Annotated in this window: 22 protein-coding genes; 10 read left to right on the top strand and 12 right to left on the bottom strand. The window is 63.0% G+C overall.

From position 1 onward, the window contains the following. The first annotated feature begins 152 nt into the window (after window positions 1-152). The 3 genes from nadA to nadC are packed head-to-tail and all read left to right on the top strand — an operon-like array spanning window position 153 to window position 3,799. Entirely contained in the window at window positions 153-1,280 is a 1,128-nt protein-coding gene (gene nadA / locus KF794_02430) for a quinolinate synthase NadA (GenBank protein QYK45582.1), read from the top strand. Window positions 1,281-1,328: 48 nt separating this feature from the next. Further along, window positions 1,329-2,930, top strand: a complete 1,602-nt coding sequence (locus KF794_02435) for an L-aspartate oxidase (protein QYK45583.1) — start codon at window positions 1,329-1,331, stop codon at window positions 2,928-2,930. Next, window positions 2,930-3,799 carry a carboxylating nicotinate-nucleotide diphosphorylase gene (gene nadC, locus KF794_02440; GenBank protein ID QYK45584.1) on the top strand — a complete coding sequence of 290 codons (870 nt, stop codon included), beginning with the start codon at window positions 2,930-2,932 and terminating at the stop codon, window positions 3,797-3,799. Before KF794_02435 ends, nadC begins: the two co-directional genes overlap by 1 nt. Before the next feature lie 114 nt (window positions 3,800-3,913). Here nadC and KF794_02445 read toward each other — a convergent pair whose 3' ends face one another. The 5 genes from KF794_02445 to KF794_02465 all read right to left on the bottom strand — a co-directional run bounded on the left by KF794_02445 (window position 3,914) and on the right by KF794_02465 (window position 7,512). After that, entirely contained in the window at window positions 3,914-4,882 is a 969-nt protein-coding gene (locus KF794_02445) for an NAD regulator (protein QYK45585.1), read from the bottom strand. A 3-nt stretch (window positions 4,883-4,885) separates the two neighbouring features. Beyond that, entirely contained in the window at window positions 4,886-5,401 is a 516-nt protein-coding gene (locus KF794_02450; protein ID QYK45586.1) for a tyrosine protein phosphatase, read from the bottom strand. Then, window positions 5,398-5,967 (bottom strand): HD family hydrolase, encoded by a 570-nt coding sequence (locus tag KF794_02455; GenBank protein ID QYK46560.1) that lies wholly within the window; start codon window positions 5,965-5,967, stop codon window positions 5,398-5,400. Before KF794_02455 ends, KF794_02450 begins: the two co-directional genes overlap by 4 nt. 62 nt (window positions 5,968-6,029) lie before the next feature. After that, entirely contained in the window at window positions 6,030-6,620 is a 591-nt protein-coding gene (locus tag KF794_02460) for a DNA-3-methyladenine glycosylase I (GenBank protein ID QYK45587.1), read from the bottom strand. A gap of 7 nt (window positions 6,621-6,627) precedes the next feature. Beyond that, window positions 6,628-7,512: a folate-binding protein YgfZ gene (locus KF794_02465; protein ID QYK45588.1), complete on the bottom strand. Its 885-nt coding sequence runs from the start codon at window positions 7,510-7,512 to the stop codon at window positions 6,628-6,630. On the opposite strand from KF794_02465, the gene KF794_02470 reads away from it, so the two are divergent. Continuing rightward, window positions 7,423-8,964 carry a dihydroorotase gene (locus KF794_02470; protein ID QYK46561.1) on the top strand — a complete coding sequence of 514 codons (1,542 nt, stop codon included), beginning with the start codon at window positions 7,423-7,425 and terminating at the stop codon, window positions 8,962-8,964. The genes KF794_02465 and KF794_02470 overlap by 90 nt on opposite strands. Here KF794_02470 and KF794_02475 read toward each other — a convergent pair whose 3' ends face one another. Then, a complete protein-coding gene (locus KF794_02475; GenBank protein ID QYK45589.1) occupies window positions 8,965-9,579 on the bottom strand; it encodes a hypothetical protein in 615 nt (204 codons plus the stop codon). A gap of 60 nt (window positions 9,580-9,639) precedes the next feature. Further along, window positions 9,640-10,440, bottom strand: coding sequence for a phosphodiesterase (locus KF794_02480; GenBank protein ID QYK45590.1), 801 nt, complete (start codon window positions 10,438-10,440; stop codon window positions 9,640-9,642). A gap of 171 nt (window positions 10,441-10,611) precedes the next feature. Here KF794_02480 and KF794_02485 point away from each other — a divergent pair, with 171 nt between their 5' ends. Genes KF794_02485 through KF794_02500 form a run of 4 tightly spaced genes read left to right on the top strand, consistent with a single transcriptional unit; the run spans window position 10,612 to window position 14,776 of the window. Further along, complete coding sequence (locus tag KF794_02485; protein QYK45591.1) at window positions 10,612-11,709, top strand: ABC transporter ATP-binding protein; 1,098 nt, start codon at window positions 10,612-10,614, stop codon at window positions 11,707-11,709. Window positions 11,710-11,766: 57 nt separating this feature from the next. Continuing rightward, window positions 11,767-12,996: an ABC transporter substrate-binding protein gene (locus KF794_02490; protein ID QYK46562.1), complete on the top strand. Its 1,230-nt coding sequence runs from the start codon at window positions 11,767-11,769 to the stop codon at window positions 12,994-12,996. 44 nt (window positions 12,997-13,040) lie between these two features. Further along, window positions 13,041-13,937, top strand: coding sequence for a sugar ABC transporter permease (locus tag KF794_02495; GenBank protein ID QYK45592.1), 897 nt, complete (start codon window positions 13,041-13,043; stop codon window positions 13,935-13,937). After that, on the top strand, window positions 13,934-14,776 hold the full coding sequence (locus KF794_02500; GenBank protein QYK45593.1) for a carbohydrate ABC transporter permease: 843 nt from the start codon (window positions 13,934-13,936) through the stop codon (window positions 14,774-14,776). The genes KF794_02495 and KF794_02500 overlap by 4 nt, the downstream gene beginning before the upstream one ends. 15 nt (window positions 14,777-14,791) lie before the next feature. On the opposite strand, the gene KF794_02505 is transcribed toward KF794_02500, so the two are convergent. From KF794_02505 to KF794_02525, 5 genes are all read right to left on the bottom strand, one after another. After that, window positions 14,792-15,037 (bottom strand): hypothetical protein, encoded by a 246-nt coding sequence (locus KF794_02505; GenBank protein ID QYK46563.1) that lies wholly within the window; start codon window positions 15,035-15,037, stop codon window positions 14,792-14,794. 147 nt (window positions 15,038-15,184) lie between these two features. Continuing rightward, entirely contained in the window at window positions 15,185-15,568 is a 384-nt protein-coding gene (locus tag KF794_02510) for a TIGR02301 family protein (protein ID QYK46564.1), read from the bottom strand. A 50-nt stretch (window positions 15,569-15,618) separates the two neighbouring features. Next, a complete protein-coding gene (locus KF794_02515) occupies window positions 15,619-16,005 on the bottom strand; it encodes an NUDIX domain-containing protein (GenBank protein ID QYK46565.1) in 387 nt (128 codons plus the stop codon). Between the two features lie 26 nt (window positions 16,006-16,031). Further along, on the bottom strand, window positions 16,032-17,495 hold the full coding sequence (locus KF794_02520) for an FAD-binding oxidoreductase (GenBank protein ID QYK45594.1): 1,464 nt from the start codon (window positions 17,493-17,495) through the stop codon (window positions 16,032-16,034). Continuing rightward, window positions 17,492-18,439, bottom strand: a complete 948-nt coding sequence (locus KF794_02525; GenBank protein QYK46566.1) for a threonylcarbamoyl-AMP synthase — start codon at window positions 18,437-18,439, stop codon at window positions 17,492-17,494. Before KF794_02525 ends, KF794_02520 begins: the two co-directional genes overlap by 4 nt. Before the next feature lie 140 nt (window positions 18,440-18,579). Between KF794_02525 and KF794_02530 the strand changes: the two genes are divergently transcribed. Together KF794_02530 and KF794_02535 are read left to right on the top strand one after the other, a co-directional pair. Beyond that, window positions 18,580-20,340, top strand: a complete 1,761-nt coding sequence (locus KF794_02530) for an acyl-CoA dehydrogenase (GenBank protein ID QYK45595.1) — start codon at window positions 18,580-18,582, stop codon at window positions 20,338-20,340. 119 nt (window positions 20,341-20,459) lie between these two features. Further along, entirely contained in the window at window positions 20,460-21,335 is an 876-nt protein-coding gene (locus KF794_02535; GenBank protein QYK45596.1) for an NAD(P)-dependent oxidoreductase, read from the top strand. Window positions 21,336-21,340 lie beyond the last annotated feature (5 nt).

Raw genomic sequence — 21,340 nt, forward strand, 5'->3', positions numbered from 1 at the left:
CTGATTGACGAGGGGGACTAGCAAAATCTCCCGGGATGCGTTATATATTTGCTCGAAGTGAGAATAAGTCCCGGTGAGAGCCGGTCTTTTCTGTGCCCTTATATGCTCAATTCGAGCATATAGGCCCGCAGACGAGAGCTTGGGAGGCGCCAATGGTCACTGTCATCGACCGCAACATCCGTCCTGAAGTGGAAGTCGTGACCCCGCCGGTCGCACGCGGCGAGTTCGTCGTGCCTCGTCCGGGCACGGGCGCTGCTGCCCGCAAATACGGCGTGCTGCCGATGCCCAAGCTGGAATGGAACGCCGAGGTCGAGCGCGAGACCGCACACCTCTACGAGAAGGTGAAGCACATCATCCCTTCCGTGGAGTGGCCGTTCCACGCGCCTTACGTTTACGCGATCAACAAGCTGAAAAAGCAGCGCAACGCGGTGCTGCTCGCGCACAACTACCAGACGCCCGAAATCTACAACTGTGTTGCTGACTTCGTCGGCGACAGCCTTCAGCTCGCCAAGGAAGCCGCCAAGTCAAAGTCCGACATCATCATTCAGGGTGGCGTGCACTTCATGGCGGAAACCTCGAAGCTGTTGAACCCGGACAAGACCGTGCTGATCCCCGATCTGCGCGCGGGCTGCTCGCTTGCGCAGTCGATCACCGGCGAGGACGTTCGTTTGCTGCGCGAGCGTTATCCCGGCGTGCCGGTCGTGACCTACGTCAACACCTCCGCCGACGTGAAGGCGGAGAGCGACATCTGCTGCACCTCGTCGAACGCCGTGCAGGTGGTCGAGAGCTTCGGCGTCGACCGCGTGATCTGCATTCCCGACGAATTCCTTGCACGCTGGGTCGCGACCCAGACCAAGGTCAAGATCATCGCGTGGAAGGGCCACTGCGAAGTGCACGAGCGTTTCACGGGTGAAGAGCTTCGCCGCTATCGCGAAGCCGATCCGAGCGTGCAAATCCTCGCGCACCCGGAATGCCCGCCCGACGTAATTGCGGAAGCGGACTTCACCGGCTCGACCTCGGCTTTGCAGAACTATGTGAAGACGAAGAAGCCGAAGCGCGTCGTCATGGTCACCGAATGCTCGATGGCCGACAACGTGCAGCAGGAAGCGCCGGACACCGAGTTCGTGAAGCCGTGCAACCTCTGCCCGCATATGAAGCGCATCACGCTGCCGAAGATTCTCGACAGCCTCGTCTATCTTCGCGAGGAAGTCGAAATCGACCCCGCGGTCGCTGAAAAAGCGCGCCGCGCGGTAGAGCGGATGATTCACCTGAAGTCGTAATGAGAAACTCCCTATCCTCGCAAGCGAGGATAGGGAGAAGAGATTGCAATGTCCGACTCTCCGCGCACCGCTGATACGCTCACGCCACGCTCATGGGGTGGAGTCGATGACGTCGTGATCGTCGGCGGCGGCCTCGCTGGTTTGTTCTGCGCGCTGAAACTCAGCCCCCGTCCCGTGACCATCGTCACTGCCGCGCCGATTGGCGAAGGCGCTTCGTCCGCATGGGCGCAGGGCGGCATCGCAGCTGCGGTCGGCGAGGGCGACACCATCGACAGCCACGTCGCCGACACGCTGGCCGCGGGTGCGGGCACCGTGGACGAGAAGGTCATCCGCGCGATGGCGGAAGAAGCGCCCGCGCGCATCAACGATCTCCTGAAATACGGCGTGCCGTTCGACCGCGACCTCGAAGGCAAGCTGATGCTTTCCCGTGAAGCCGCGCATTCCCACAAGAGAATTGTAAGGGTGCAGGGCGACCGTGCGGGCGCGGCGATCATGGCGGCGCTGGTCGCGGCCGTGCGCAACACGCCGACCATCCGTGTGCTGGAAAGCCTTGTTGTCGATGATCTCTATGTCGATGGCCGGTATGTCACCGGGATTCATGCGCGTCCCGCGGGCCGCGCCGGCAAGCCGATGGCGTTGCCGGCCCGCGCGGTCGTGCTCGCGTCGGGCGGCATCGGCGGTCTCTATGCCATCACCACTAATCCGCGCGAGGCTCGCGGGCGCGGGCTGGCCGCCGCCGCGCGCGCGGGCGCGACGATTGCCGATCCGGAATTCGTGCAGTTTCACCCGACGGCGCTCGATGTCGGCAAGGACCCGGCCCCGCTGGCGACCGAAGCCCTACGCGGCGAGGGCGCGGTGCTCGTCAACAAGAATGGCGAGCGCTTCATGTTGCCGGTTCATCCGAATGCCGAACTTGCGCCGCGCGACATCGTTGCGCGCGCTGTGTTTGCGGAAATCCAGGCCGGGCGCGGCGCGTTCCTCGACCTGCGGCCGGTGGAAAAATTCTCCGAGCGTTTTCCAACGGTGTTTGCCGCTTGCAAGGCTGCCGGCCTCGATCCCGACCGGCAACCAGTGCCGATTGCGCCCGCCGCGCACTATCACATGGGCGGCGTGCTGGTGGATGCGCAGGGCCGCGCGACGCTCGACGGTCTTTGGGCCGCGGGAGAAGTCGCGAGCACCGGCGCGCATGGTGCGAACCGGCTCGCTTCTAACTCTTTGCTCGAAGCCGTGGTCTATGCCGCGCGTATTGCCGAAGACATCGGCGGCCTTCTTGCGCTTCCCAAAACGCTGGCGTGGCCCGCCGACTCCTGCGAAGTGCCGCCGCCGCTTCCCGCCGAAGGCATCGAGGATGCGAAGCGGCTGCGCAACGTGATGAGCAAATATGTAGGCGTGATCCGCGACCGCGCGGGTCTTGTCCACGCGCTCGGCGAGATCCTGAACATCGAGGCGACCGCGAAGCGTCCGTCCGTGCGCGACATGGCGACCACGGCATTGCTGGTTGCGAGCGCCGCGCTGGTCCGCACCGAGAGCCGGGGCGGGCATTACCGTTCGGACTTCCCAAACGCGGATCCCGCGCAGGCGCATCGTACCTTCATCGATCTCGCGGAAGCACGCCGCATTGCGCGGGCCGCAACCGCAAAGGCTGCGTGATGGCCGATCTCGTAGCTCCCGGTGCATTCCTTTCGCCGCTTGTCATTCAGGACGCGGTGAAGCGCGCGCTCGACGAAGACCTCGGCCGTGCGGGCGATGTCACGTCTTCCGCGACGTTGCCCGAAGGGATTCAGGCGAAAGCAAAGCTCGTCGCACGCAACGCTGGAACGATCGCCGGTTTGCCATGCGCCGCGCGCGCGTTCCGTGCGCTTGCACCAAGCATCAAATTCGAGGCGAAAGCCCGCGACGGCGATAGCGTAAAGGCGAACACCACGCTGGCGCTGATCGAAGGTCCGGCCATCGCCATTCTTTCCGGCGAGCGGGTTGCGCTGAACTTTCTCGGTCATCTCTCCGGCATCGCGACGCTAACCGCTGCTTACGCCGCGAAGATCGCGCACACCAAGGCGAAGGTCACCGATACCCGCAAGACCACGCCGGGCCTGCGCGCGCTGGAAAAATACGCCGTGCGCTGTGGCGGCGGCGTCAATCACCGTTTCGGCCTCGACGACGCGGTGCTGATCAAGGACAACCACATCGCCGTCGCGGGCGGTGTTGCGCAAGCACTCGATGCGGCGCGCGCAGCCGTAGGTCATCTTGTGAAGGTCGAGATCGAGGTCGATACACTCGATCAGCTCCGTGAAGTGCTCGCAAACGGCAAGGCCGACGTCGTACTGCTCGACAACATGAAGCCGGAAACGCTTCGCGAAGCGGTCGCACTTTGCAGGGGCAAGATCGTCACCGAGGCTTCCGGTGGCGTCACGCTCGATACCGTTGCCGCCATCGCGGAAAGCGGCGTCGATGTGATTTCGTCCGGTGCGCTGACGCATTCCGCGCCGAGCCTTGATGTGGCGCTGGATATCGAAATTTAATTCTGTCCTTCGAGATGCTGCGCTTCGCGCGGTCCCGGAAGACGAAGTTGTTGTCATTTATGACGTCTCATGGTGAGGAGCGGACGAAGCCCGCGTCTCGAACCATGAGGCAGTCTACCGTCCTCCGAACCGCAGCCCCGGCGCAGGGCGCTCCTTGAGAACCTCGCGCCGGAAGCGATACATCGCCGCCGGACGCCCTCCGGTTTGCGTCGAGACTTCGCCAGTCGGTTCGACCAGCGCGGTGCCTTCCACCAGCCGCCGGAAATTTTGTTTATGCAAATGGCGGCCGGCGATGGCCTCCACCGTGTGCTGCAATTCGGTCAGTGTGAATTCGTCCGGCATCAGTTCGAAAACCACGGGCCTGTATTTGAGTTTTGCGCGCAGCCGCGAGATCGCGGTCGCGAGAATTCTCCGGTGATCGAATTGCATCGGCTCGCCGAGTGTTTCCGGTTTTTCGCGAACCAGCGCACTCTCGCGCCCGTCACGGCGGGATTCCGCGATCAGCCCGGCGGAGTAGAGCAGTTCGTAGCGCTCCAGCACACGCTCCTCGTCCCATGACGTGCCGTCGATGCCGAACGAAAGCCGGATGCGCTCGCGCGGGCCGAACTCCGCGCCCGGTACGGCTTTCGCCGTCTTCGCCCATGCATTCAGTGCGGGCAGGATCGTCGCGTCGAGAACCTTGGGGCGGCCTTCGCGCCAGTCTTCCCACGGAAAGAATTTGTACCACGGCTCAAAACGCGCGCCGTGGGATTTCATTGCGCGCGCGGTAGTGACGCGCGTCAGCGCGAGATAACCGACCGAGACGACATGCGGCACGGTATCGCCCGCCTGTGCGTGCCGCCCGCGGTCGCCGAAGGTGTAGAGCTGCTCGACATAGCCGACCTCTAGCGCGGTCTGCTCCGCGACGAAACGACGAAGGCCGATCTCGAAGGTGCGGTGTTCGAGCGCGTCGAACGGACCGGAGGGGAGGCCGAGGCTGCCGTCGCCCGCAACCAGAATGAGCGGCGTATCGGCGTCGATCGCGACAATCGCAGCCGCGAGACCGATTTCGATTGCGGTGCGCGGATGCGTGTCGTTCGCCATGGTTCAGATTTTGATGACGAAGGGTTCGGCTTCTTCGATCCAGCCGCTGCCGAAGTCCCCCTTGCCGATGGCGCGTACCGCCTCGACCATGCGGCCGCCGCGGCCGAGCAGCTTGTCGCCGAAGCCGACGATGCGCGGGTTCGGTTGCGCGGTGATGGACGCGCTGCGGATCGCGCGTGCGATCTCTGCTTCGTTCTTTTCAGGCTGGATTGCGCAAGCGGTGATGAACGCGGCCGCCGTCGAGCGGCTGATGCCGGCGAAGCAATGTACCACCATCGGCTTACGGCGCTCCCAGCGCTCGACGAAGGTGAGCAGTTCCGCAACATGCGTTTCCGCCGGAGCGATCATCCCTTCGAGTTCGTCCTCGATGTCATCGATGGACAGGATGAGGTGGTTTTCCTCGCGGATGCTCCGCGGCCGCGTCACGCGCGAAGTATCGCGGATAAGCGTGACGACATGCTCGGCGCCGGTGTCGTCGACGACATTGTGCAAGCGAGAAAGCGAGCAGACGTGGATCATGTTTCGTCCGAGAGTTCCTTGAAGCGAGCGAGAAACCGCTTCCCGGCGGTTTCCGCGTTCCACGGCGTGAGGTAGCGCTTCTCCTCCGCTTCGTCGAGGCCCGGCGGCGTGCCGAAAAAGCGCCGCGCTTCCGTTTCCTTGAAACCAGCCAGCCGCGTCGCTTCGAGAAACGCCGCGTGGCGGTCGGCTTTCTTCACATGGTCGTTCAATGTGGCTGGCCAGCGCGCGGGCAAGCCGAAGCGCAGCGAGATCGCATGCAGCAGCCGGTTCTCCACCGCCTTGTAGTCGGCGCGCAGCACCGCCTTGAACGGGCTGATGAGGTCGCCGATCACGTATTCTGGCGCGTCGTGCAGCAGCACCGCGAGCCGCCACTTACGGTCGAGGTTCGGGGAAATCTTCCGCGAGATTGCTTCCACCAGCAGCGAATGTTGCGCGACGGAGAAGATGTGCGTGCCGATGGTCTGGCCGTTCCAGCGCGCGACGCGCGCGAGGCCGTGCGCGATATCCTCGATCTCGACGTCGAGCGGAGAAGGATCGAGCAGATCGAGCCTCCGGCCCGACAGCATGCGTTGCCATGCCCGCGGCGCAGCCTCGCGCTTCGTGGAAGAAGCGCGCGCGGCAGCTTTCGTCACTTCGCGAGTTCCTTGTGACGATAGCAGCTCGTCAGGTGATCGTTCACCATGCCAGTGGCCTGCATGAAGGCATAGACGATGGTCGGTCCGCAGAAATTGAAACCGCGCGCTTTCAGCTCCTTCGACATCGCAAGCGAAATCTTCGTTTCTGCCGGAACGCCGCCATGCGTCTTGATCTTGTTGATCTTCGGTGCGCCGTCCACGAAATCCCAAAGCAGCTTCGAGAAGCCCGGACCTTTTTCCTGAATCTCCAGCCATGCGCGCGCCGATTGCCGCGCGCCCCAGATTTTCATCTTGTTGCGGATGATGCCTTCGTCCTTCATCAGCGCGTTCAATTTCTTTGTGTCGTAGCGCGCAATTTTCTCCGGGTTGAACTTGTCGAAGGCTTTGCGGAAGTTGTCGCGCTTGCGCAAAATCGTGATCCACGAAAGCCCGGCCTGAAACCCGTCGAGGATCAGCTTCTCGAATAGCGCGCGGTCGTCGTATTCCGGCACGCCCCATTCGGTGTCGTGGTAATGCACGTATAATGGATCAACGCCGCACCATACGCAGCGTTTCTTGCCGTCGGCGTGAACGATTCTTTTCATGCGCTGACTATGCGCCGAAATCTGGTTCGCCGGGAAACGGGAAGCGCGCCCATGCCGGTTTCTGCAACGAAATCTCGATGCCGCCCGCGGTGATCTTCTCGCCCTTCGCGAGCGCGGCCTGCACGCGGTCCAGCCGCACCATCGCGATGCCCTTGCCGTTTTCGCCGGAGCCCATGTGTCCCGCCGGTTTGTCTCCGGCTTTCACTTCGACGCCGGGGAACGGCGCGGTGTCGAACGTCACCTGCACGATGCGCGTGCGCGGCAGGGTTTTCCGTTCCATGCGCGAAACGACTTCTTGCCCGATGAAGCAGCCTTTCTTGAAATCGACGCCGTTCAACTGGTCCATGTCCGCTTCGTGCGGATAGGCGTCGCTGTAAACGAAATCCTTGCCGCCATCGGGAACGCCAAGTGCGATGCGCTTAGTGTGATAGGCGTCCGCTGCCGCGATTTTGAAGTCAGCGTTTTCGAGATCGGATTTAGCTTCGGCTGCCGGAAGAATGATCCGCTGGCCAAGCGTCGGGTGCCGCGGGTCGTCGTAAACGATGCCAGTCTCCGATGTCGCCTTGCCTTCGAGCACCGCCGCGACAGCGAGATCGGGCCTGTCCTCGATCGCGACCTTGGCGCGCAACTTGTAGAAGGCGAGCTTCTTCGCGAGATCGTCCGCGATGGCGCGTGGCGCGTCGATCAGGAAACCGCCGCCGTCTTCGTCGTGCGCGCGCACCACCAGAAAGTCCGCGACGATCTTGCCCTGCGGCGTCAGCAATCCCGCAAAACGCGCCTGATCGGGTAGGAGCGAATCGACATCGTTCGTGATGACGTTGTCGAGGAACGTCTTGGCGTCGTCGCCGGTTATGCGCAGGACCGCGCGTTCTTCGAGGATTGCAGCCAGCATGGGGATTTCGTCGATCCTCTCTCCGGAGGCCGCTTGCAAAGGTTTCTCTTTCCGCAGACAAGTAAGGCTGTTCCTGTAGCCCGGCAAGGGCGGGTAATTTCGCGGGGCCGCATGGCCGAAACTTTCGATCTCATCCTCACTGGCGGAACCGTCGTGAACCACGATGGCGCGGTCGCACGCGACATCGGCATCCGCGACGGGCGAATCGTTGCGCTCGGCAGCCTCGCGTCCGCCTCGGCCGCGCAGAAATGGGATTGCCACGGCCTTCATATCCTGCCCGGCGTCATCGACACGCAGGTCCACTTCCGCGAACCGGGCATGACCCACAAGGAAGACCTGGAAAGCGGCTCGCGCGGCGCCGTGATGGGCGGCGTTACGGCGGTGTTCGAAATGCCGAACACCGATCCGCTCACTATCGACGGCGATGCCTTCGCCGACAAGATCGGCCGCGCCATCGGGCGGATGCACTGCGATTTTGCCTTCTTCATCGGAGGCACGGCGGAGAACGCAGGCGAGGTCGCGGAATACGAGCAGTTGCCCGGCTGTGCTGGCATCAAGGTCTTCATGGGTTCTTCGACCGGGAAGCTGCTGATCCCGGACGACAAGGGCCTGCGCGCGATTCTGGAAAACATCCGCCGCCGTGCGTCGTTTCATGCGGAAGACGAGCCGCGCCTGAACGAACGAAAGGGCGAGCGCATCGAAGGCGACCCGCGCTCGCATCCGGTCTGGCGCGATCCGGTTGCGGCGCTGCTCGCGACCACGCGCCTCGTCACGCTGGCGCGCGACACTGGCAGGCGCGTGCACGTGCTGCATGTTTCCACGGCGGAAGAAATCGACTTCCTCGCCGCGCACAAGGATGTCGCGACCGTCGAGGTGACGCCGCATCATCTCACCCTTGTCGCGCCCGAATGTTACGAGCGCCTCGGCACGCGCGCGCAGATGAACCCGCCCGTGCGCGATGCGCGCCACCGCGACGCGATCTGGCGCGGCATCGCGGACGGCACTGTCGATATTCTCGGCTCCGATCACGCGCCGCATACGCTGGAAGAAAAATCGAAGACCTATCCCGCGAGTCCCTCCGGCATGACCGGCGTGCAGACGCTGGTGCCGACCATGCTCGATCATGTGAACGCGGGCCGGCTTACGTTGCAGCGTTTCGTCGATCTCAGCAGTCACGGTCCGGCACGCGTGTTCGGCATTGCCAACAAGGGCCGCATCGCGCACGGCTACGACGCCGACCTCACCATCGTCGATCTGAAACGGCGCGAGACGATCACGAATAAATGGATCGAGTCGAAGGCGGGCTGGACGCCCTATGACGGCGTCACCGTTACCGGCTGGCCGGTGGGAACAGTGCTGCGCGGTACCATCGTGATGCGCGACGGGCAGTTACTTGCGAAGGGGAAAGGTCAGCCGGTCCGCTTTCTCGAAGCGCTGCCCGCGGGGACGTAATCAGTCGCCTGCAATAAAAAACTGCCACGCGCCGTCCGGCGAAATGCCGACGCGGAAAAAATTATACGCGCCGAATTTCTGCATTTCCTTGTAGTCGAACGCCGTGACCAGCCGGAACAGTTCGACCCGCTGCGGGGCGGTGAGCTTCTCCAGCGGGATCGCGTGGAAGTAGGGCCAGACGAAAACTTCGTTCGGCGTGCCCTTTTCGATCAGCACGAACGGGCTTTCCAGCACTTCGATCAGGCTCGACAGGACTTCCAGTCCGTCGCTATCGGGAAAGGAATTTTTCCAGAACTGCACCGGCTCCGGATCGCCGCCGACCGAGAATGTCGGCAGCGATTTCTGCTCCTTCATGATCGCGGCCACCGCGTCGAGATCGCCATTGCGCGCGGCGACGAGAATCCGCTCGTGCAGTTTGCGCACCGGCTCCGGCAGCGCGGAAACGTCGCGCAGGATTTCCGGCAACGTGCCGTTGCGCTTCTGCGCCTTCGCCGGATTGGTCGCCGGTTCCTTGATGGTTTCGGTCTTGACCTTCTTCTGCGCGAGCGTCTGCGGCGCGGCGGCGAGCAGCACGCAAAGCGCAAACGCAAAACCGGCAAGAAGTTTTTCCCTCATGCGGGCAGTGTAGCGGATCGCGGGGAAGGGCGGGAAAATTCGTGGTGGCGAAACCGCCGCCTAGAGCACGGAATACGGCCCCGGAAACGCGTCCACGAACGCGGCATGGCTGACGAGGCCCGCCGCCGCGCTCCATGTGTGGACCAGAAACTGCTGCGGCTCCCGGATGAAATTCAGCGACGGTTTGCTACGCAGGTCGAGTTCGAACGGAAACGAGGACGAGGGGGATAGCAGCACAGGCACGCCCGCGATATTCGCGACGATCATCCGGTGCGCGTGTCCGCAGACGATGGCGGAAATGTTCTTCGCGTGCTCTGCGATAATGGCGCGGAATTCCGCAAGCCCGTGCTTGATGCCGTATTCGTCCATCTTCACGAGGCCAGTCGTGAACGGCGGGTGATGCATCGCAATCAGCGTTGGCTTGTTGCGGTCCGCCGCCAGCGTGGCGCGCAGCCAGCCGAGCCGCGTTTCGCATAATTCGCCATGCACCGCGTTCGGCACGATGGTGTCGAGGCCGATGATGCGAACGTCGTAATCGTCGTTGACGAAACTGAGATGGCCGCCATCCTGCCGCGTGACGCAACGCGGCAGCTTTTGCAGCATTTCTTCGCGCACGTCATGGTTGCCGGGAATGGCGGCAACCGGACAATGCAGCCGCGCGAGTTGCGCGGCGATGAAATCGTATTCCTCGCCCGCACCGGTTTCCGCCACATCACCGGTGAGCAGCACCAGATCGGGTTTCGGTTCGAAAGCGAGTACGCGCGAAACCGCGCGCTCGAATGCCACGCGGCTGTCGACATGCTTGCCGAACAGCTTTCCGGGCACGGAGACATGCATGTCCGACAACTGAACAATCAGCACGGGACGGTGCCCCGTTTTTCCGCATCACGTATCGAGGGTGCAGCGCAACAACACATGCAAGCCGATAATTCTGTTGGCGAACTTCGTGTCGCAGCCATTGTCATAAAACTGTAATATGAATGCTGGAACGACAAAACAGAAAACGCTTCCAGGGACGGCATCAAGGTCGGCATGGCATTCATCGAGTTGCAGGGCGCGACCAAGAAGTGGGCGAGCGCGGTCGGCATTGATAACGTCAACCTTTCGATTTCGAAAGGTTCGTTCGTCGTGCTGCTCGGCCCGTCCGGCTGCGGCAAGTCGACGACGCTGCGTATCATCGCCGGGCTGGAATCGCCGGACCAAGGCCGCGTCCTGATCGGCGGCCGCGACGTCACTTCCGAGCCGCCGTCGAAGCGCGGCATCTCCATGGTGTTTCAGTCCTATGCGCTGTTCCCGCATCTGAGCGTCGCGGAAAACATCGTGTTCGGGTTGAAGGTGCGCGGCACGCCGAAAGCGGAGCGCGCCGAACGCCTCGAAGTCGCGCTCCAGCGCACCGGCCTGAAAGGCTACGAACACCGCAAGCCGGCGCAACTTTCCGGCGGCCAACGCCAGCGCGTCGCGCTCGCCCGCGCGATCATCGCGGATCATCCGATCTGCCTGATGGACGAGCCGCTCTCCAATCTCGACGCCAAGCTGCGTCATTCGGTCCGGCAGGAAATCCGTTCGCTCCAGCGCCAGCTTGACATGACTGTCATCTACGTCACGCACGATCAGACCGAAGCGATGGCGATGGCCGATGTCGTCGTCTTGATGAAGGACGGCCGCATCGAGCAGATGGGCACGCCGCAGGCTTTGTACGAAGAACCGGCAACAGCATTTTCCGCATCTTTCATCGGCACGCCGCCGATGACGTTGCTGCCTGCCGCCGCGTTGCCCGATGGACTTGTGCCGCTTGCAAGCGAAGCGAAACCGGCGAGCGAGCTGACGGTCGGCATCCGCCCCGAAAGCATCCGCGTCGTTGATGTTTCCAAGACGGCGCTGCGCGGCACCGTGCAGAACACGGAGTTCATGGGCGCCGAGACCTTTCTCTACGCGCTGACCGAAGCGGGTCAGTTGATCGCGCGTATTCCGGGCCGCGTCTCGCGCGAGCCGGGCCAGGAAATCTTCATCGAATGGAACCGGCATGACGCGGTGCTGTTCGATCGTGCCTCCGGCGTGCGCCTGCCTGCGAAAGACACGCAGGCCGCCGGACCGAAGTTCGTCACCAACGATCCGGCATTATCCGGCTAGTAAAAGGAGGAGAGGCTGATGTTCAGAAGTCTATGGAAAACGGTTGTCGCGGGGGCGATGCTCCTCGCCGCCAGCGGCGCCGCCCCGGCGCAGCAGACCACGCTCACGATGTATTATCCGATCGCGGTCGGCGGCGCGCTGACCAAGGTGATCGACGGCATGATCGAGGAGTTCCACAAGGCGAACCCGACGATCAAAGTCAACGCGATCTACGCCGGCAACTACGATGAGACGCGCGTGCGCGCACTCTCCGCGATCAAGGGCGGCCAGCCGGCGCAGCTCTCGGTGCTGTTCTCGATCGACGTCTACGACCTGATCGAGCAGAACCTGATCGTGCCGTTCGACGACGCGGTTTCCACCGACGACGAACGCGCGTGGTTGAAGAGCTTCTACCCGGCGCTGATGGAGAACGGTCAGGTCGACGGCAAGACCTGGGGCATTCCGTTCCAGCGCTCGACCATCGTGCTCTACTACAACAAGGACATGTTCAAGGAAGCGGGCCTCGACCCGAACAAGCCGCCGAAGACCTGGGCTGAGCTTGTCGAGGTTTCGAAGAAGCTCACCAAGGACGGCCAGTACGGCATCATGGTGCCGTCCACCGGCTATCCGTACTGGATGTTCCAGGCCTTCGCGATCCAGAACGGTCAGGTGCTGATGAGCGACAACGGCAAGAAGGTTCACTTCGATGCGCCGGCGACCATCGAAGCGCTGACCTTCTGGCGCGATCTCGCCGCCAAGCACAAGGTCTCGCCGGAAGGTGCGATCGAGTGGGGCACGCTCCGTCAGGCGTTCACGCAACGCAAGACCGCGATGATGTGGCACACGACCGGCAACCTCACCGCAGTTCGCGCAGAAGCGAAGTTCGACTTCGGCGTCGCGCTGCTGCCCGCCAACAAGCGGCTCGGTTCGCCGACCGGCGGCGGCAACTTCTATCTCTTCCGCGGTGCGACCAAGGAAGAGCAGAAGGCGGCGCTCACTTTCGTGCGCTTCATGACCGCGCCGGAACGAGCAGCCGCGTGGTCGATTGCGACCGGCTATGTCGGCGTCAGCCCAGCGTCCTACCAGACGGAAGCCCTGAAGAAGTATGCGCAGGACTTCCCGCAGGCAGTGGTCGCGCGCGACCAGCTTGAGCATGCGGTTGCCGAGTTCTCGACCTATGCCACGGCCCGCGTGCGCGAGGCGCTCTCGAACGCGGTGCAGGCCGCGCTCACCGGTAAGCAGACGCCGGAAGCCGCAATGAAAGAGGCGCAGGCCACCGCCGACCGTCTCCTTAAGGAATACAAGTAAGCAAAGGCGGCGGGGGCGTTCGCGTCCCCGCCGGTTTCTTTCTCATGCAGGATCAGGCCGCATACCTCGCCCGTCGCCGTATGGCGCTCTACGGCTGGATGTTGCTCGCACCTGCCTTGATCTTGCTGATTACGTTCGCGTTCATTCCCGCCATCGAAACCTTTTACGCCAGCCTGTTCTCCAAGGGCACGATCCGCCGCCCGTCGCGTTTCGTCGGCTTCGATAATTATCTCACGCTGTTTTCCGATCCCGCATTCCGCAAGGTCGTGGTCAACAACCTGATCTATGCGGGTGTGACGATCCCGGTTTCGATTGCGATGGCGCTCGGCATGGCGCTGTGGGCGAACGCGCAGATCGTCGGGCGCGGCTTCGTGCGCGCGGCGTATTTCACGCCGACCATGCTGCCGATGATAGCGGCGGCGAACCTGTGGCTGTTCTTCTACACGCCCGACCTCGGCGTGATCGACCGCATCACCGCGCTGTTCGGCTTTCCTTCCGTGAACTGGCTCGGCCAGCAGGAGACCGCGCTCTATTCCGTGATTGGCGTGACCATCTGGAAGGAAGCGGGCTTCTACATGATCTTCTATCTCGCGGCATTGCAGACCATCTCGCCCGATCTGCGCGAGGCGGCGACCGTCGAAGGGGCGGGACGCTGGACCTATACGCGCCGCGTGGTGCTGCCGTTGCTCGCACCGACCACGATGTTCGTGCTGGTCAACGCACTCATCAATTCGGTGAAGCTGATCGACCACCTGTTCATTCTGACCAAAGGCGGTCCCGACAACGCCTCCAAGCTCATTCTCTACTGGGTGTGGGAAATGGCGTTCGCGTATTTCGATACGCATCTGGCGGCGACCATGACCGTTCTCATCCTGCTGGTGCTCGGTATTGTCGCGACGATCCAGTTCGCGGTGCTGGAGCGGCGGGTGCATTACCGATGAGCGTCTCCTCCACATATCCCCGCGCGCGGCGTTCGTTCGCGCTGCCGTCGCTCGATACGGTCGGCGCGTGGCTGCTCGCGATCGTGTGGGTGTCGCCGCTGGTATTCGCGGTATGGGCGGCGTTCCATACGCCGGAGGGCGCGCTTTCCTTCAAGTTGAGCGCGCCGCTGACGCTCGAGAATTTCCGCGTTGCGTGGGACAGCGCGCCGTGGCCGCGCTACTTTTTGAATACGACGCTGCTCGTCACCGTCATCCTCGCCGGGCAGCTCACGCTTTGCACGCTCGCCGGCTACGCTTTTGCCCGCTTCGAGTTTCCGGGCCGGGACGTGATCTTCATTCTCGTACTGCTGCAACTGTTCGTGCTGCCGGAAGTCCTGATCGTCGAGAACTACGCGATGATTTCGCGGCTCGGCCTGTTCGATACGATCTTCGGCATCGGCGTGCCGTACATGGCGAGCGCCTTCGGCATCTTCCTGCTGCGACAGGCATTCAAGTCGGTGCCGCAGGAACTGGAAGAAGCGGCGAGGGTGGAAGGCTGCGGCTGGTTCGGCGTGCTATGGCGCGTCTACATTCCCGCCGCACGCCCGACTTATCTCGCCTACGCGCTGGTTTCGGTCGCGACCCACTGGAATAATTTTCTCTGGCCGCTGATCGTGACCAACTCCACCAGCACGCGGCCGCTGACCGTCGGTCTCTCGCTATTCGGTGCGACCGAGAGCGGCGTGAACATCGCCGTCGTCAGTGCGGCGACGTTGATGGTGATTGCGCCGTTGCTGGCCGGATTTCTGCTGTTCCAGCGGCAATTCATCCAGGCGTTTCTGCGCGCCGGGATTCGCTGACAGACGAACGGAAAATTACTGGCGGTTGCCGGGAATGGTGAACTCGCCGCGGCGGATGCGTTCGCCCAGCCGGTCGGCGTATTCGGCGGTGGCTTCCTCGCCGTAGGTCGAGACCAGTTCGTTGATCGCCGTGAACAGGGCGACCTGCGCGAGACAATCGCCGTCGATGCCGTCGAGGCGCGCTTCTTCCCAGGCTTCGTTGAGATAACCGAAGGCGGCGCGGCGCTCTTCTTCCGGCCGGTCGTCCGAAAGCTTTGTGATTCTGAGCGGAAGGGTATTACGCACGACTTACTTTCCCCGCGGACACTGGTTGCGCCCGTCGTCATTCGTTTACGGACCTTAACGGGCGGAACCTTGGCCGTCGCCACGGACCTTTAAAGAAGGTTAACGGCGGAAAAGGCTTTTATTTCAATTGCCGTAGCGGGTCGCGATCTCGCGCGAGAGCCGCGCGCCCTCGTCCAGGAAGCGTTTGATGGCGACCGCCGCCGCGGGCGTGCAGGAGCGGTAGGTCTGCTCGTAGGCGGTGTAGCCGCGGTTGAAGCTGTTCACGACCATGTCCCGCTGCGGGGGCGGCAGGTTCGCGGAATCGAGAATGGACTGCATCTCGTTGCGCCATTGCGTCGGCTCGTTCGCGCCGCAGAGCGGCCGCAGGTAGTGGAGCGCACCGAGAATCTCGGCAAGCTGATTCAGGTCGTTCTCGTAGGGTGCGCGCGGCGCGGGCGCCTGCGCGAATGCGCTCCCGGCGGCAAGAAAACCGCATGCAATGAGAAAATTTCGGAGCGCCGAAGTCATGACGGCGGAGCCTATGCGCTGCTTTGCGGCTGCTTGCAAGAATCCGCTCTCTAGCCTTTGGAAAGATCGAGCACGCGCGCGGCATCGCGCACGGCTTCCGCAAGCCCGGCGGTGGCGGTGAGTGTTTCGATCTCGTCCGCCGTGAACCAGCCGACCTCCGCCGCTTCGTCGCTCGACGCAGGCTCGCCGGATTTTACGGTCGCGGCGAAGAACGTGATGACGAAACGCTTTTGCAGCACGCCCGCGTCGTGAATATCGACCAGCCGCTCGCCCGCACGGCCAACGATTTCGATTTCGACCGAAACCTCCTCGCGCGTTTCGCGCACGGCGGCCGCTTCCGCGGTTTCGCCCGGCTCCAGTTTGCCGCCCGGCAGGCTCCAGAGTTGCGGCGGCTTCACGCGCTTCGCGAGCAGCACCTTGCCGTCTTCGCGGAAGATCGCGGCGCTGGCTGCGAAAACGGTTTCTATGGTTGCCTCCGCGCGCGCAGCACCTTGCCGGGGTTCAGGATCCCGTTCGGATCGAGCGCCTGCTTGATCGCGCGCATGGTGGAGAGCGCGACCGCATCCTTCGTTTCCGCGAGCAGTTCGCGCTTGAGTACGCCGATCCCGTGCTCGGCTGATACCGAGCCGCCATAACGCAGCACAATGGCATGTACCGTGGCGTTCACGTCGTCCCAGCGCGCGAGGAATTTTGTTTTGTCTGCGCCGACCGGCTGGCTGATGTTAAAGTGAATGTTGCCGTCGCCGAGATGGCCGAAGCCGACCACGCGCGCGCCGGGAATCATTTTCTCTACGGCAGCGGTACCTTCGTTCATGAAAGCAGGCACGCTAGATACCGGCACGGAAATGTCGTGCTTGATCGAGCCGCCTTCAGGCTTCTGTACGTCGGTGATGCCGGTGCGCATCCGCCACAGCGCCGCGCGCTGCTCGCGGTTTGCGGCGATCATGGCGTCGGTGATGAGGCCGTTCTGCGCGCCATCCGCGAGCAGCGTTTCCATTGTCTCCAGCGTGCGTGTTTCGTCGTCGCCGAAAATCTCCGCAAGCACGTACCACGGATGCGGCGAGGACAGCGGATCGCGCGCGCCCGGCAGGTGCCGCAGGTCGAATTCGATGGCGATGCGCGGCATCAGCTCGAAACTGGTCAACGAAGACCCGCAGCGCGCCAGCGCCACGTTGAGCAGCTTCAATGCCGCTTCCGGCGATGGCACGCCGATCCATGCCGTGGAAATCGCGCGCGGCGCGGGGAACAATTTCAGCACCGCCGCGGTGATGATGCCGAGTGTGCCTTCAGCGCCCATGAACAGATGGCGCAGGTCGTAGCCGGTATTGTCTTTCTTCAGTTTGCGAAGTCCGCGCAGGATTTTCCCGCTCGCCAGCACGACTTCGAGGCCGAGCACGAGGTCGCGCGCATTGCCGTAGGCAAGAACCTGCGTACCGCCGGCATTGGTCGAGAGATTGCCGCCGATGGTGCAGCTTCCTTCCGCGCCGAGCGAGAGCGGAAACAGCCGTTCGTGTTTCGCCGCCGCTTCCTGCGCGTTCTGGAGGATGACGCCGGACTCGACCGTCATCGTATTTGCGTCCGCATCTACTTCGCGGATTTTGTTGAGCCGCTGCGTGGAAAGCACGATCGCGCTGGCGTCGAAGGAAATCTGCCCTCCGACGAGGCCCGTATTGCCACCTTGCGGGACAACGGGCGTCTTGGTCTTGCCCGCAAGCTGGAGGATTTTCGCGACTTCCTCCACGCTCCCCGGCCGTAACACCATCGCAGCCTTGCCGCGATAGAGATCGCGCTGTTCCTTTACATAGGGGGCGATTTCGGCCGCGTCGCGAATCGCATTTTTCTCGCCGACGATTTTCGCGAAACGCGCGAGCAATGCGCCATTGGTCTTCGGCGCAGGCTTCTTCTTTTTCTTCTTTGCGGATTTCATTTCGGGGCGGCTGCTCGTTGCAGGCGGTCGCGGATCGCTTCGCCCAAACCTTCCGCCGGAATTGGAGCGACCGCAATACCCCGCGCGCCGGAAGCATCCAGCGTGCGAAGTTGGGCGTAGAGGTTCGCGGCAGCTTCCGTGAGATCGCCGCGCGGCGAAAGGTTCAGGCATTTAACCGCTTGTTCGGCGCCCGCGGGCAGCGGCTCGCCGAAAGCGAGCAGCGCTTCTCCTGCTTGCACGTCGTGCGCGTCCAGCCGCAGTTTCGCATTCGGCGCATAATGCGAAGCCATCATGCCCGGCGCGGAAATCGCGCTCCCGTTTGCAGCGGAGAGCGGCCCCGCGACCTTCTCGATCTCTGCGCGCGGAATGCCGCCGCTGCGTAACAAACGGAGCATATCGCCGGAGCAATCGACGATGGTGGATTCGATCCCGCCCGCGCACGCGCCGCCATCGAGGATGATGTCCACCTTGCCGCCGAGGTCGGCGCTCACATGCTCCGCGCGTGTCGGCGAGACATGGCCGGAGCGGTTCGCGCTCGGGGCGGCGACCGGAAAATCGCAGAGCGCGAGCAGCGCGCGGGCAACCGGGTGCGAAGGTACGCGGATCGCAACCGTATCCAGCCCGGCGCGCGCGAGTTCGCATACCGGAGAATTCTCGTCGGCTTTCACGACCAGCGTGAGCGGTCCCGGCCAGAATGCCGCCGCAAGCGCGTCCGCTTGTGCGCTGAAAACGCCGAGGCGTTTTGCGGCCGCGATATCGCGGACATGCGCAATTAGCGGATTGAAGGAAGGCCGCCCCTTCGCGGCGTAGAGCGCAGCGACCGCGCGCGGGTCGGCCGCGTTTGCGCCGAGACCATAGACGGTTTCGGTCGGAAACGCGGCGAGGCCGCCGCGCTTCAACACGCCCGCCGCTTCCGCGATTGCCGTCGCGTCGGCGGGCAGAATTCCGGTCCTTGAAAGGTTCGTGTCGCGGGTCACGTTGACGGGTAAGGCTGCCTTGGCCAGTGTAATTCCTGAACATGGCCGGTATGGCCTTGGCAGGCGCGAAGCTCAAGCGCCGCCTTCAACATGCAGCGGAGTGAGAAATGTCCTATCGCGCGCCCGTTTCCGAGACGATGTTCTTCCTCGAACATTGCACCGCCTTCAACAAAATTGCGGGGCAGGGCGCGCAGGCCGAACTTTCCTCCGATCTGGTGCAATCGGTGCTTGAGGAGGCCGGAAAATTCGCAGCCGAACGCCTCGCGCCGCTGAACCGGCAGGCCGACCAGATCGGCTCGAAGCTGATCGATGGCAAGGTCGTGACGCCGCCGGGCTGGAAGGAAGCCTATCAGGACTGGATCGCGGGCGGCTGGAACGGCCTGTCCGGTCCGGTCGAATTCGGCGGGCAGGGTCTGCCGGTCATGGTTGCGGCTTCGGCTTTCGAGTTCTGGAGTTCGGCCGCGATGTCGTTCGGGCTTTGCCCACTGCTCACTTTCGCGGGCGTCGATGCCCTCGAAGCGCACGGCTCCGAAGAACTGAAGAATACATATCTCGCGAAGATGGTGAGCGGCGAATGGCCCGGCACCATGCAACTCACCGAGCCGCAATCCGGCTCCGATCTCGCGAACCTGCGCGCCAAGGCAGTGAAGCAGCCGGACGGCACCTACAAGATTTCCGGCACGAAAATCTTCATTACCTACGGCGAGCACGACATGACGGATAACATCATCCATCTCGTGCTTGCGCGTTTGCCCGATGCGCCCGCAGGGACGAAAGGCATCTCGCTGTTTCTGGTGCCGAAGTTCATGGTCAACAAGGACGGCTCGCTCGGCGCGCGCAACGATGTGCGCTGCCAGTCGGTCGAGCACAAGCTCGGCATCCACGCTTCGCCGACCTGCGTGATGGTCTATGGCGACCAGGGCGGCGCGACCGGCTATCTCGTCGGCGAGGAAAACAAGGGCCTGCACTGCATGTTCACGATGATGAACAATGCGCGCCTCGGCGTCGGCGTGCAGGGCGTCGCGATTGCGGAACGCGCAACGCAACAGGCCGTGCAGTACGCGCACGACCGCAAGCAGGGTAAGGCACCCGGCGCGAAAGACCTCAGCCCCATCGCGGAACATCCGGACGTGAAGCGGATGCTGATGACCATGCGCGCGCTGACCAACGCCTCGCGCGCGATCTGCCTGCGCACCGCGTCTGCGCTCGATGTCGCGAACAACACCAGCGATCCGGCGGCGAAGAAAGCCGCAAGCGAAGAAGCGAGCCTGCTGACGCCTCTTGCAAAATCGTTTTCGACCGATGCCGGTATCGAAGCGGCTTCGATCGGTGTGCAGGTACACGGCGGCATGGGCTTCATCGAGGAAACCGGCGCGGCGCAGCACATGCGCGATGCACGCATCACCGCGATCTATGAAGGCACCAACGGCATTCAGGCCATCGACCTTGTGACCCGCAAGATCGGCATGACCGAAACGCTGAACCGCGTGCTTGCGGAATATCGCGCGACTGCGAAAAAAGTTGCGGAATCGAACGATCCCGCCTTCGGCAAGACCGCGCTGCGCCTGAACGCAACACTTGATGCGCTGGAGCGCGCGACGAAATACATTGCCGATGCATTGGCGCGCGATCCGGCGGAAGCGTTGGCCGGTGCGACGCCGTATCAGAAGCTGTTTGGCCTCGCGGCGGGTGGATCGTATCTGGCGCAGGCCGCGCTGGCGGAACGCCTTGAGAGCAAGCCTGCAAGCCGTGTCGCCATTGCGCGTTTCTTCGCGGAAAATCTCTGCACGCAGGCGGAAGGCCTCGAACTCACCGTTACCGAGGGCGCGGCCTCGGTTTCGTATACCGAAACGATGATGGTGGCGTAACGTCGTCCTGCGGTGCGTGAACGGGGCGGACGTGTCTCGGAAGATGAGGCCTCATTATTCGAGACGCGATGCTTGGCATCGCTCCTCGCCATGAGAAAAAAGAAAACAGGGAGCGATAAATGTCTTTGAGCGGCAAAACCCTTTTCATCACTGGCGCGTCGCGCGGTATCGGCCTTGCGATTGCGCTGAAGGCGGCGAAAGACGGCGCTAACATCGCAATCGCTGCGAAGACCGATACGCCGCATCCAAAACTGCCCGGCACCATTCACTCGGCAGCCGAGGAAATCGAAAAGGCGGGCGGCAAGGCGCTCCCGCTGGTCGTGGACGTGCGCGACGAGGTGAACGTCAACGAGGCGCTCAAAAAAACCGCCGATAAATTCGGCGGCATCGACATCGTCGTGAACAACGCGAGCGCGATCCAGTTGCTTTCCACCTCGCAGCTCGACATGAAGCGCTTCGATCTGATGCATCAGATCAACACCCGCGGCACTTTCGCCGTTTCGAAGTTCGCGATCCCATTCCTCGAAAAATCGAAGAACCCGCATATCCTGATGATGTCGCCGCCGCTCGACATGAAGGAAAAGTGGTTCGCTCCCCACACTGGCTACACCATGGCGAAGTTCGGCATGAGCATGGTGGTGCTCGGCCTCGCGGGCGAATTGCGCTCGAAAGGCATCGCGGTGAATGCGCTGTGGCCGCGCACCACGATTGCGACCGCGGCCGTGAACAACCTGCTCGGCGGCGATGCGCTGATGCAGCGTTCGCGCACGCCGGAAATTCTGGCCGATGCCGCCGTGCGCATCTTCGGAAAGCCGTCGCGCGAGTTTTCGGGAAATTTCCTGGTTGACGACAACTTCCTCGCCGGTGAGGGCATCACCGACTTCGACCAGTACCGCGTCAATCCGGCGCAATCGCTGCAAATCGACTTCTTCGTTCCCGATTCGATGCCGACCCCGCCGGGAGTGAGCTTGGACGCACTACAGCGCGCGGGTTAAGATAG

This window comes from Xanthobacteraceae bacterium (assembly GCA_019454205.1).
GTDB lineage: Bacteria > Pseudomonadota > Alphaproteobacteria > Rhizobiales > Xanthobacteraceae.